Genomic DNA, 14070 nt, shown 5'->3' on the forward strand with positions numbered 1-14070 from the left:
CGGTGTTCAATCCAGAAAAACGAAGGGCACGTGCGCCGCGAACGGCGCACTCCGAAATCAGCTACTAGCTACTAGACGATGGCGGGACTCATTTCTTTGGCCCCAGGCGTTTGAGCAGGGTGTCGAGGGTGGCCTGGTTCATGCCTTTGGCCAGCGGGAAGTCCGATGGCATCAACGTCCCGGCCTGCGGGTCCAGGCAGTGTTCGACCAGCGCTTGCAGATGCTCCAGCAGGCGCGCGGGCAAGCGGCTGTCGGCGCTCGGCGTGACGCTGTGCCACTGGATGTGCAACACACCGTCCTCCAGCCACGCCACCACTTCACGGCCATGGGTGACCCGGTTGGCCGTGGCCACTTCTGCCGGTGGCGTCAGGCGGCTGGCGCGTAACCAGCCACCGGCCGAAGCCTCATGCCCCAGGTAGTTGAACAGCACATCGCCATGGCTGGCCGACAATTCGCCGCGCTGGCGCAGCAAGCCGTAGCCAAGTCCCTGGCCCGGTACGCCGCGCAAGGCTTCCTTGGCGCTGCGCACACGTTCACCGGGGGCCCCGCTGGAGTTGACCCGCAACGGGTAAAGGGTGGTGAACCAGCCGACGGTGCGGCTGACATCCAGGCCTTCGAACGGCGCATCGCGACCGTGGCGCTCCAGATCGACCACGATGTCGGCACGGCTTTGCGCTTCGGCCAGCGTCGCGGCGAGGGCGGCGATCAGCAGCTCTTCCGGTTGCGTGCGATAGGCGGCGTGGGACTCGGTCAGCCATTGCTGGGTGCGGGTCGCATCCCAGCGGGCCGACAGGGTCTGGCGCTCGGCGACCGTGGCCGTTGGCGCCGCGCTCACGGCCGCCTGGGTGTTCCAGTAGCCTCGCTCGGCACCGACCTTGGCGGCGTGTGCGTGCAGGTGCTCTGCCCATTGCCCGTAGGACGTGGTTTTCGCCGGCAGGCTCGGGTTTTCACCACGCTCCAGACCCTGATACAGCTGCTGGAAGTCTTCCAGCAACGGCGTCCAGGACACCGCATCGACCACCAGGTGGTGCGCTACCAGATACAGGCGTTGCGGCTGGCCTTCGAGCAGGGCGGCGGCGAACAGCGGGCCGTTTTGCAGGTCGAGGCTCTGGGCGACATCCTGCAGTTGCTCCAGGTGGTCGCAACAGGTCAAGGACGCTGGCGACACCGGGGCAAAATGCGCCTGCCACTGGCCATCGACTTCGGCGAAGCGCAGACGCAGGGCGTCATGGTGGGCGACCAGACGATCCAGCGTGGCCTGTACGAGCGCCGGTTCCAGGCGACGGTCGCTGTCGGCCAGCACCGACTGGTTCCAATACGCCGCTTGCGGCTGTTGCTGGTCGAAGAACCATTGATGCAGGGGCATCAACGGCATCGCACCGGTCACGTCGCCCTGTTCGGCCAGGCTCTGCAAGGGGCTTGCGATCTGCGCCAGCGCCGCCGGGGTCGGCGAGCGGAACAGGTCTTTGGGGGTGAGCGCGTAACCCTGTTCACGCAAGCGCGAGATCAGCTTCAGGCCGAGAATCGAATCCCCGCCCAGGGCGAAGAAACTGTCCGAGGTGCCGACCTCGCGGCCTGCGCTCATCATCTCGCCCAGCAACTCACCGAACAGTCGGCAGAGCAGGGCTTCGAGTTCGTTGCGTGGTGCCACGTGATCCGCCTGGGTCACCGGCATCGGCAGGGCCGCCAGGGACTTGCGGTCGATCTTGCCGTTGGTGGTCAGCGGCAGGGCCGGTACTTCGACCCACACCGTCGGGACCATGTAGGCCGGCAACTCGGCGCCGAGCGCTGCGCCCAGATCCGCTTGCGCTGCACTGCCGCTGTAGAAGGCCACCAGCCGGTTATCGAGCACCAGGGTGCAGGCCCCGGTGATCGCAGGCTGGTTCAGCAGTGCGGCATCGATTTCACCCAGTTCGATACGCTGGCCGCGCAGCTTCACTTGATGGTCCAGGCGGCCGAGGTATTCGATGTTGCCGTCGGCGAGGAAGCGGCAGCGGTCGCCGGTGCGGTACAGGCGATCACCCTCGATGAACGGACTTTCGAGGAAGCGCTCCCCGGTCAGTTCCGGGCGTTTGAGGTAGCCACGGGCCACGCCGACACCGCCGATGTACAGCTCGCCGATGCTGCCGATGGGCAGCGGCTGCTGGGCCGCGTCGAGGATGTACAGGCGCAGGTTGGCGATCGGTTTGCCAATCGGCACGATCGCGTCGTCTTGCGAGCAACGCCACACCGACACGTCGATGGCCGCTTCGGTCGGGCCGTACAGGTTGATCAGCGCCGCCGGGTGGCTGCCCATGAAACGCCGCACCAGATCCGCCGGCAGCGCTTCGCCGCTGGCGAACACCTGCCGCAGGCTGTGGCAGTGCGCCAGGCTCGGTTCTTCGACGAAGGCGCGCAGCATCGACGGCACGAAGTGCAGGGTGGTGACCCGCTCCTGCTGGATCAACTGGCTGAGGTAGGCCGGGTCGCGATGGCCGTCCGGACGGGCAACCACCAGGGTGGCACCGGTGATCAGCGGCCAGAAGAACTCCCACACCGACACGTCGAAGCTGTACGGCGTCTTCTGCAGCACGCGGTCGTTCGGGCCAATCGGGAAGGCGTCCTGCATCCAGTGGATGCGGTTCATCAAGGCGCCGTGTTCGTTCATCACGCCCTTGGGCTGGCCGGTGGAACCGGAGGTGTAGAGCACGTAGGCCAGGTCGTTTGGCTCCACGTTCAGCGTCTCGACTGCGGGTGCGGTGGGTAACGCGTCGAGGGTCCAGGCGTCGTGCCCGGCCGGCAGGCGCGACAGCCATTGCGCTTGGGTCAGGGTGATGCGCGCATCGGCGTCCTCGATGAGGAAGGCCAGGCGCGCCGCCGGCAACTCGGGATCGAGCGGCAGCCACGCCGCACCGGCATGCACGATGCCGAGCAGGGCGACGACCATCTCCACCGAACGCTCCATGCACACCGGGACGATGGTCTCGCGGCCGACCCCGGCCGCACGCAGGGCACGGGCCAACTGCTGTGCGCGCTGATCCAGTTCGGCGTAGCTCAGGCGCTGGCCTTCGAACACCAGTGCCGGAGCGTTCGGCGTCAGGGCCGCCTGTTGGCTGAGGGCCGTGTGCAGGTTGCTCGGGCCGGAGTAGTGGCGCTCGGTGGCGTTCCAGCGATCCAGTTGCTGCTGATCCTGCTGTTGCGGGAACAGCTCCACCAGCGGCCGCTGCGGTGCGGCGACCAGCGCGTCGAGCAGGCTGCACCATTGCTCGCTCCAGCGTTGCATGGTGTGCGCGTCGAACAGCGCCGACTGGTATTCGAGGGCGAGGATCATGTCGCGGCCGTCGTCCTGGACTTCCCAGCTCTGTTCGAACTTGGCATCGATCACCGGCAGCATCTGCTCGTCGATGGTCAGGCCCGGCCACTGACGGCTGTCCATGCGCCCGTGGTTGAGGGCGAACATCACCTGGAACAGCGGCGTGCGGTTCAGGTCGCGGCGTTGCGCGACGGCGCCCACCAGCGTGGCGAACGGCAGGTCGGCATGAGCCTGGGCCGCGCGCAGGTCAGCTTCGAGGTTGGCCAGCAACTGCTCGCCGGGGGCCTGCTGATCGACGTCGCTGTGGATCACCAGGGTGTTCACCAGACACGCCAGCAAGGCTTGGGTTTGCGGTTGATCGCGCTGATCGGCGGGCGTGCCAAGGCGAATCTCGCGCTGGCCGCTGTAGCGCGCGAGCAGGGCGCTCAAGGCACTGGCCAGCACCACGTAGGCGGTGGTGCCGCGTTGACGGGCGAATTGGCGAATGGCGTCCGCACGTGCGCTGCCGAGGCTGAGCGTCAGTTGCCCGGCGCGGCGGTCCGCTTCGGCGCCGCGCGGATGGTCCAGCGGCAGGTCGAGTTGATAGTCGTCCTGGCCCAGGTGGTTTTTCCAGTAGTCCAGGCTGGCGCTGCGGCCGGCCTGGGTGTCCGGGTGCTGTTGCCACAGGGCGAAGTCGACGTAGTCGATCTCCAGCGCGGCCCAGTCCGGTGCCTGCCCGTGCAGGTTGGCGCTATAGGCCTGGCTCAGCTCATCGATCAGCAGTTGCATGGCCCAGCCGTCGGTGGCGCTGTGGTGCAGGCACACCAGCAGGCGGCTTTCGTCGCTGTCCTGGCGTTGCAACAGGTGAGCCCGCCAAGGCGCGGCGCCCGCCAGGTCGAAAGGCGCCATCAAGGCGTCTTCGGCATGCGCGCAGGCCGCTGTCCAGTCTGCTGTGGCCACGCAATCAACGGCCAGCGCCGGACCCTGTTCGTCGATCAGCAATTGCGCCTCGCCATCGACTTCGACGATACGGCTGCGCAGCACCAGATGGCGCTGGCTGACCTGTTCGAACGCCTTGCTCAAGGCATCGATCTGAAGATCGCCACGCAGGGTCAGGGCAAACGGCATGTGGTATTCGCGCGAATCCGCTACCAGTCGGCCGAGCATCCAGAACCGCTGTTGTGCCAGACCCAGCGGCAACCGCGTCGGACGCGACTGCGCTCTGATCGTTTCGCCGGGCAGTGCCGCCCGCAGGTGATCGGCCAATGCCGCTACGGTCGGCTGGGCGAACACCACTGCCAACGGCAGCGTTGCGCCAAGACGTTCACGCACCCGCGCGACCAGGCGAGTGGCTAGCAACGAGTGACCACCGAGTTGGAAGAAGTGGTCTTCGATGCCTGCCGACGGGCATTCCAGCAGTTCGCTGAACAGCTCGCACAGCACCGTTTCAGTGGCGTTGCGCGGTGCCGTCTGAGGTCGGTCAAGGTGTGTTTCAGGCAATGCCGTGGCAGCCAGCGCCTTGCGGTCGAGCTTGCCGTTGCTGTTGAGCGGCAGGTTGTCCAGCTGCACCAGCAGGCCCGGCACCATGTGCGCCGGCAGGTTGTCGTTCAAGGCCGCACGCAGGGCGCTTTCATCGGCGTCGCCGCACCAGAAACTCACCAGACGCTGATCGAGCAACAGGGTCGCGGCATCGCGAACGCCGGACTGCTTCAACAGTACGGCATCGATTTCACCCAGTTCGATACGCTGGCCACGCAACTTCACCTGATGATCCAGGCGGCCGAGGTATTCGATGTTGCCATCGGCGAGGAAGCGGCAGCGGTCGCCGGTGCGGTACAGGCGATCACCCTCGATGAACGGGCTTTCGAGGAAGCGCTCCTCGGTCAGTTCCGGGCGTTTGAGGTAGCCACGGGCCACGCCGACACCGCCGATGTACAGCTCGCCGATGCTGCCGATGGGCAATGGCTGCATCGAAGCATCGAGGATGTACAGGCGCAGGTTGGCGATCGGTTTGCCAATCGGCACGATTACGTCGTCTTGCGAGCAACGCCACACCGACACGTCGATGGCCGCTTCGGTCGGGCCGTACAGGTTGATTAGCGCCGCCGGGTGGCTGCCCATGAAACGCCGCACCAGATCCGCCGGCAGCGCTTCGCCGCTGGCGAACACCTGCCGCAGACTGTGGCAGTGCTCAAGGCTCGGCTCTTCGACAAAGGCGCGCAGCATCGATGGCACGAAGTGCAGGATGGTGACCTGTTCCTGCTGGATCAACTGGCTGAGGTAGGCCGGGTCGCGATGGCCGTCCGGGCGGGCAACCACCAGCGTGGCGCCGGTGATCAGCGGCCAGAAGAACTCCCACACCGACACGTCGAAGCTGTACGGCGTCTTCTGCAACACGCGGTCGTTCGGGCCAATCGGGAAGGCGTCCTGCATCCAGTGGATGCGGTTCATCAAGGCGCCATGTTCGTTCATCACGCCTTTGGGCTGGCCGGTGGAACCGGAGGTGTAGAGCACGTAGGCCAGGTCGTTTGGCTCCACGCTCAGCGGCTCGGCCGCAGGTGCCTGTGGCAACGCGTCGAGGGTCCAGGCGTCGTGCCCGGCCGGCAGGCGCGACAGCCACTGTGGTTGGGTCAGGGTGATGCGCGCATCGGCATCTTCGATGAGGAAGGCCAGGCGCGCCGCCGGCAACTCGGGATCGAGCGGCAGCCATGCCGCACCGGCATGCACGATGCCGAGCAGGGCGACGACCATCTCCACCGAGCGCTCCATGCACACCGGAACAATCGTCTCGCGACCGACCCCGGCCGCACGCAGGGCACGGGCCAACTGCTGTGCGCGCTGATCCAGCTCGGCGTAGCTCAGGCGCTGGCCTTCGAACACCAGTGCCGGAGCATTCGGCGTCAGGGCCGCCTGCTGGCTGAGGGCCGTGTGCAGGTTGCTCGGGCCGGTGTAGTGACGCTCGGTGGCGTTCCACTCGATCAGCTGTTGCCGACGCTGGGTTTCAGTCAACGGTGACCAGTCACCGAGGCGAGTCTGCGGCGCGTCGAGCATGGTTTCCAGCAATTGTTGCCACTGATCCAGCCAGGCCTTGACGGTGCTCTCGCTGAACAGCGCGGCACGGTATTCGAGCAGCACCGACAGCTCCTCGCCGTCATGCACTTCCCAGTTCAGGTCGTACTTGGCCGATTGCGCCGTTACCGCGCGCTCACGCACCTGCAACTGCGGCCACTGGCCGGCGGACGCATCGGCGTTCTGCATCACGAACAGCACCTGGAACAGTGGCGTTTGAGCGAGGCTACGGGACGGATTCAAGGCTTCGACCACCTGGTCGAACGGCACGTCCTGATGTTGCTGGGCGTCCAGTACGCGGTCGCGAACCTGGCTGAGCAGACCCTCGAAACTCAACGCCGGATCGAGGTCGCTGCGCATGACCACGGAGTTGACGAAGCAACCGATCAGCGGCTGCAACTCGGCCAGCGGACGTTGGGCGACCGGGCTGCCGAAACGCACATCGCGCTGGTTGGCATGACGCCCCAGCAGCAATTGCGCGGCTCCGAGCATCAGCATGTACAGGGTGGCGCCGCGTTGTTGGGCGAATTGGCGCAAGCGTACGGTCAGCTCCTGCGGCAATTGCAGCTGCACCGCGCCGGCGACCGGGTCGAGCTGATGTGGGCGAGCCTGTCGGGTCGGCAGGTCCAGCAGGTAGTCACCGTCCTCCAGTTGCGTGCGCCAGTAGTCCAGTTGCTCGGTGAACCGCGCCTGCTGCCCCGGTTCACGCTGCCAGAGCGCGTAGTCGGGGTATTGCAGGGCCAGGTCCGGCAACTCGGCAACGGCGCCCTGGCAATGGGCGTCATAGAAACGCGCCAGCTCATCGAGCAGGTTCTGGCTGGACGCGTCGTCGGTGGCGCAGTGATGCACATTGAGCAGCAACAACGCCTGAGGCTGGCCACGGCGCTGAATCAGCGTGGCGCGAAGCGGAATCTGGTTGGCCAGGTCGAAGCGGTGGCCGGTCTCGGCATGGATCGCCTCGTCGGTCAGCTGTTGCCAGACTTCATCGCTGCTTGCCTCCAGCGGGGCCAGACGCAGCGTGACGTCCGCTTGCGGCTCGATCACCAGCGCCAGTTCGCCGTCGGCCTCGCGCACGATGCGGCTGCGCAAGCTCTCATGGCGCGCGACCACGGCGTTCAAGGCCGATTGCAGGGCCGCAACGTTCAGTTCACCGTCCAATTGCACGGCGCTGACCACGTTGTACTCGCCGCCGTCGGCGCTCAACTGTTCGAGGAACCACAGGCGCTGTTGTTCGAAGGACAGCGGCAGGCGGCTCGGGCGTTGTGCCTTGGTCCAGGTCGCGGCCGGGGCTTGCAGCGGTTCGCCCAACAGCGCGGCCAGGGCCTCCAGCGTCGGGTGTTCGAACACCGAGCGCAGCGCCGGAACCGTGGCGAACTGTTGGCGCAGGCGGGCAAACAGCACCGCCGCCAGCAGCGAGTGACCGCCCAGGTAGAAGAAGTGGCTGTCGCGACCGATCTGCGTCAACGGCACGTTGAGCAGTTCGGACCACAGCGCCGCCAATTGTTGCTCGGCGAGGGTACGCGGCAGGTCCTGGGCGTCCGGCGCGGATTGAATGTCCGGGGCCGGCAGGGCCTTGCGGTTGAGTTTGCCGTTGTCGGTCAGCGGCAGCTCATCGAGCACCACGAAGGCCGAAGGCACCATGTAGTCGGGCAGGGCGGCGCCGATGGCTTTGCGCCAGGCGTCGATGTCGGCCTGGGCATCACAGGTGACATAGGCCACCAGGCGCTTGTCGCCGGGTACGTCCTCGCGGGCCAGCACCACCGATTGGCGCACGCCGGGCTGGGCGCCGATCAGGGCTTCGATTTCCCCAAGCTCGACCCGGAAGCCACGGATTTTCACCTGATGGTCCATGCGTCCCAGGTATTCGATATTGCCGTCGGGCAACCAGCGCACCAGGTCGCCCGTCTTGTACATGCGCGCGCCCGGCAGCGGCGAGAACGGATCGTCAATGAAGACTTTCGCCGTCTGCTCGGCGCGGTTGAGGTAGCCCAGGGTCACGCCGGCGCCACCAATGTGCAGTTCACCCGGCACGCCCGCCGGCATCGGGTTGAGCCAGGCATCGAGTACATAGGTGCGCACGTTGGCGATAGGGCGGCCGATGATCGGCCGTGCCGGGAAGTCGTCCACAGCGCAGCCGGTGGCGTCCACCGTGCATTCGGTCGGACCGTAGGTGTTGAAGAAGCGGCTGCCGGCAATCGACGGCAGGCGCTGCCACAGTTGTGCGTCCACGGCATCGCCACCGAACAGCACGAAGCGCGGCAGGTACACCTGGCCACGACGCACGCCGTCGCTTTCGAGCAGCGCCTTGAGCTGTGCCGGGGTGCATTCGAACGCGTCCAGGCGTGTATCGCGGAAAAACCGTGCAAGTGCCTCGGGGTCGTAGCGCACATCTTCGGGCGTCAGGTACAGGCTGTGGCCATCGAGCAGCAGGATGAGCTCGGCCACCGAACTGTCGAACGCGAACGAGTAGTTGAAACTGGTGCGCATCGGCTGGTCGGTGTAGCGCCGGTACAGGCCGTGAATGCGCGCCCAGGCCAGGTTGACCACCGAGCCGTTGGTGACCAGCGTGCCCTTGGGCTTACCGGTGGAACCGGAGGTGTACATGATGTAGGCCAGGTCGTCCGGCCCGGCCAGTGGCGCAAGGTTGTCATCGGGCTGCGCGGCGAACAGGGCGGCGTCGGTGTCCAGGCGCAGGCGCGGCAAGTCGCTGCCAAGCTGCTCCAGCAGCCCTTGCTGGCCGAGGAACAGCGCCGGTTGCGCGTCTTCGAGCATGTAGGCCAGGCGATCGACCGGGTAGGTCGGGTCGAGCGGCACGTAGGCACCACCGGATTTGAGAATGCCCAGCAGGCCGATCAACAGCTCCAGCGAGCGTTCCACGCACAGGGCCACCGGGCGGTTGGCCACCACCCCGCGACTGCGCAGGTAATGCGCGACCTGGTTGGCCCGGCGATTGAGTTCGCCGTAGCTCAGGCTGCGCCCTTCGAAGCACAGGGCGTCGCGGTCCGGAGTGCGTTCGGCCTGCTGTTCGAACAGTTGGGCGAAGGTCAGGTGCCGAGGCACGTCCATGTCGGTGCGGTTCCACTCGACCACGGTGCGTTGCCATTCCTCAGGCATCAGCAGCGGCAGGGCGGCCACCGGGCGTTGCGGTTCGGCAATCATGTGTTCGAGCAGATGCTCCAGGCGGGCGAGGGTCTGGCGCGCGCTGTCGGCGACAAACAGGTCCAGGGCGTACATCAGCTCCAGCTGGATCGGCGCATTGGCCGGGCACAGCACGTGCAGGTCCAGGTCGCACTCGGACTGTTTCAGCGGAGTGTCCAGGGCTTCGAACTCAAGGCCGGGGAAGCGCAGGCGCGATTCCATGGCCAGTTGCTGGGCCACCATCACCTGATACAGCGGCGCGTGGCTGAGGCTGCGCGGCAGTTGCAGGCTGTCGACCAGTTGCTCGAAGGGCAGGTCCTGATGCTGCAAGCCTTCACGCAGGCGCAGGGCCACTTGCTCCACCAGTGCGGTGAAATCGGCCTGGGGTGCGAAATCGGCGCGTATGGCGAGGTTGTTCAGCAGGATGCCGAGCAGGCCTTCGGTGCCCGGTTGTTCACGGTGGGTCACCGGAGTGCCGATCAGCACCGTGGCATCGCCGCTCAGACGGTGCATCAGCACGGCGAAGCCGGCGAACAACACCGTGAAGGGCGTGGTGCCCAGACGACTGGCAAAAGCCTGCACCCGCGCGCTGAGGTCGGCGCCGAGTTCACGCTGTACGATGCCGGCGCGATAGGTCTGCACCGACGGCCGCGCCAGATCGGTCGGCAGCGCCAGCAACGGGCTGCTTTCGCTGTTGCTGCGGTCCAGGGTACGGGTCCAGTAGTCGAGCTGACGCTTGAGCTCGGCACCTTGCAGGTGCTCGCGTTGCCACAGGGCGAAGTCGGCGTATTGCACCGGCAATGCCGGCAGCTCGGCCGACTTGCCGTTGCAACGGGCTTCATAACCCAGGGCCAGTTCGCGCAGGGCGATGGTCGCCGACCAGGCGTCGGAGACCAGGTGATGCAAGGCAATGCCCAGTACGTGCTCCTGTGGCGCCAGGCGCAGCAGGCGTGCACGCAACAGCGGCGGATGGCTCAGATCGAACGGTTGCTCGAAGGTGCCTTGCAGGGCACTGAACTGCGCGCCTTCGCGGGCGGTGGCCGCCAGCGCGGACAAGTCGTCGAACGGCAATTCGATGCTCAGCGATTGGCTGATGTGCTGGCAAGGCACGCCATCGGTGCTGCGGATGCCGGTGCGCAGGATTTCATGGCGTGCCAGCAGATCGTTGAGGCTGGCGTGCAGGGCGTCGACATTCAGCTCGCCTTTCAAGTGCAGGGCGAACGGGATGTTGAACAGCGTGGTGCCCGGTGTCAGTTGTTCGATGAACCACAGGCGTTGTTGCGAGAACGACAGCGGCAGCAGCGCCGGCCGTGGCTGGGCTTGCGGTCCTTGGCTGTTGTTGGCTTGCGGCGCGGCAGCGTCGGCCTGGCGGGCGGCAATCGCCACGGCCAGCAACGCGACCGTGGGGTGTTCGAACAGCACACGCAAGGGCAGGTCGAGTTTGAAGTGCGCCCGCAGGCGCGCAACGATTTGCGTGGCCAGCAGCGAGTGCCCGCCGAGGGTGAAGAAGTTGTCTTCCACGCCGACGTTGTCGCGGCCCAGTACCTCGGCCCAGACCTTGGCCACGGCCGCTTCCAGTTCGTTGCGCGGGGCGATGCTTTCCAGGGCGTCGGCCTGCCAGTCCAGTTCTTTGGCGGCCAGGGCCTTGCGGTCGACCTTGCCGTTGGCATTGAGCGGCAGGCGTTCCAGGCAGACAAACGCTGCCGGCACCATGTACGGCGGCAGTTGCGTGCGCAGATGCTCGCCTAACTGGCCGCTCGGGCCATCGCTGCCCAGGCTCTCGTCATGGGCCGACCAGTAAGCCACCAGCCAGGCTTCGCCGACGCTGTTCTCGCGCAGCAGAACGGCGGCTTCACGCACGTTCGGGTGCTGGGCCAGGCGATGTTCGATTTCCGTCAGTTCGATGCGGTGGCCGCGCAGCTTGACCTGCTGGTCGCGACGGCCCAGGTATTCGATCACGCCATCGGCGCGCCAGCGTCCCAAATCGCCGGTGCGGTAGAGGCGTCCCTGGAGTGTCGGGTGATCGATGAAGGCGTCTGCGCTGCGTTGCGGATCGTGCAGGTAGCCACGGCCGACACCGACACCACCGACACAGATCTCCCCGGCCACGCCGACCGGCACCGGGCGCAAGGCCTCGTCCAGCACATACAAGCGGTTGTTGGCGGTCGGCTGGCCGATGGGCATGTGGCTGACGTCGGCATCCGGCGCTTCGAAAATCGGCTGGAACGCCACATCGTCGGCGCATTCGGCGGGACCGTAGGCGTTCATCAGGGCAATGTTCGGGAAGCGCGCGAACCAGTCGCGGGCCACGGTCGGCGGCAGGGCTTCGCCGGTCGGCAGCACCCAGCGCAGGTCAGGCAGTTGCAGGTCGCACGGGCACAGCGCGAGCAGGGTGCGCATCAGGCTGGGGACGATTTCCAGCACGCTCAGGCGTTCGCTGGCCAGCACTTGCAGCAGGCGTTGCGGATCGTGGGCCACTTCATCCGGCAGGATATGAACCGTGGCGCCCAGCACCGGTGCGGCGAGGAACTGCCACACGGAAATATCGAAGGCCACCGAGGCGGTCTGCGGGATGCGGTCATCGGCGTTCAGGCCCAGGGCCGGGACCTTGCCGTAGATGTTATTGAGCATGCCCCGTTGTTCGATCATCACGCCTTTGGGTGTGCCGGTGGAACCGGAGGTAAACAACACATAGGCAAGACTGTCGGGGCTACCGAGCAGCGGCAACGGCGCATGGTTGCCGGTCCGCCAGCAGGCTTCGGCGCACAATGCCGTGGGGGCGTGATCGAGGCCGCTGAGCAGTTGATCGAGCAGGCCATTGCAACCTTCGCTGGCCACCAGCAGCGGTGCGCGGGACAGGTTGAGGATTTCGCGCAGGCGTTCCGGCGGGTGATTGACCTCCAGCGGCAGCATCGCCGCGCCGGCCTTGAACACGGCGATCATCATGGTCAGCAGCGACAGGCCACGAGGGGCGACCAGCGCGACCAAGCGGTCCTCGCCGGCGCCGGCATCGCGCAGGGCATGGGCCAGACGGGTGGCGCGGCGATCCAGCTCGGTGTAGGTCAGGGATTCGCCGTCGCAGATCGCGGCCAGCTGATCGCCACGTTGGGCAACCTGTTCGGCGAACAGCTGCGCGTAGCTTTGCTCCAGCGGGAAAGCATGCGGGTTGACGGCCCACTCGCCGAGCATTTGCCGGCGTTCGTCTTCGGCCAGCAGTTCGAAGCTGCCCAGCCTGGCGTTCGGGGCGGCGAGCATGCCGCGCACCAGGCTGGCCAGGTGACCGAGCAGGCGCTGGACGGTGGCAGCCTCGAAGCGTTCGCGGTCGTAGGACACGCGAATGCCCAGCTCGGCTTCAGGCAAGATCACCACGGTCAGGCCGTAGTGGGTGTGCACGCTGTGGTCCATGCCATCGAGGCTGAACTGGAAGCCACCCTCCAGAATCTGCTCGTCGATGGGCGCGTTCTCGAACACCAGAATGCTGTCGAACAGGGTTTCGCCACGGGGGAAATCGCTCCAGCCCTGAATGTCGGTCAGCGGCGTGTGCTCATAGTCGCGCATGTCGACGTTCAGCCCTTGCAGGGCGCCAAGCCACTGGTCAAGGGGCGCCTCGGGGTCTACCGAGACCCGCAACGGCAGGGTATTGATGAACAGGCCGATCATCTCCGCCACGCCGGTCAATTCCGCCGGGCGGCCGGCCACGGTAACGCCGAACAGCACGTCACGCTGGCCGCTGTAGCGCGACAACAGCAACGACCAGGCACCCTGGAAGAAGGTGTTCGGGGTGATCCGGTTGCTGCGGCAGAAGCTCGCCAGGGCCTGGGTTTCCTGCTCGCTCAGGCGAATCAGTTGATCGTCCACCAAGACGGCGTCCGTGTAGCGGTCGCGGGTCACGCCGTTGTCCACGGTCAACGGCGTCGGCGCATTGAGCCCCTGCAGCTGGCCACGCCAGAACTGTTCGGCCTTGCCTGCATCCTGGCGTTGCAGCCACTGAATGTAATCGCGAAACGGGCGCGGGCTCTTGAGCTGCGGCGTGTGGTCGTTGCACAGCGCTTCGTAGACCTTGAGGAAATCCACGGTGACCAGGGAGATACACCAGGCATCCATCAGGATGTGGTGGAAGCTGCGGATGAATTCGTAGGACTCGTCGGCCAGGCGCACCAGACGGAAGCGGATCAGCGGCGGCTTCGACAGGTTGAAACCGGTTTTCTGTTCGTCGGCCAGCAGGGCACGGATACGTGCTTCCTGCTCATGGGGCGCAAGCCCGCGCAAGTCGATTGTGTCCAGCGGCACCTTGACCTCGCGGTGGATCACCTGCACCGGTTGCTTCTGGGTTTTCCACTGGAAACTGGCACGCAGGGACGGGTGCAGCGCCACCACCTGGCGCCACGACTCCAGGAAAAGCGCTTCATCGATGGCACCCCCGATGCGGTAGCGGTCCTGCATCAGGTACACGCCGGAATCTTCGTGCAGCAGGGAGTGGAACAGCATCCCTTGCTGCAACGGTGACAGGGGGTAGATGTCTTCGATCGGGTTGCTGCTGGTTTTTTCGGTGGTCATTTAAAGCGTCCTGCAAAAAAAGGGGTGACGGCGCG

1 protein-coding gene is annotated in these 14070 nt (G+C 66.1%); it reads right to left on the bottom strand.

Going from position 1 to position 14070, the window contains the following annotated elements; translation table 11 throughout:
* Positions 1-88: 88 nt before the first annotated feature.
* Positions 89-14035, bottom strand: a complete 13947-nt coding sequence (locus ACQKP2_RS05125) for a non-ribosomal peptide synthase/polyketide synthase (RefSeq protein ID WP_427574877.1) — start codon at positions 14033-14035, stop codon at positions 89-91.
* Positions 14036-14070: the final 35 nt, after the last annotated feature.

Source organism: Pseudomonas sp. NPDC089569, assembly GCF_050280625.1.
Classification (GTDB): Bacteria; Pseudomonadota; Gammaproteobacteria; order Pseudomonadales; family Pseudomonadaceae; genus Aquipseudomonas.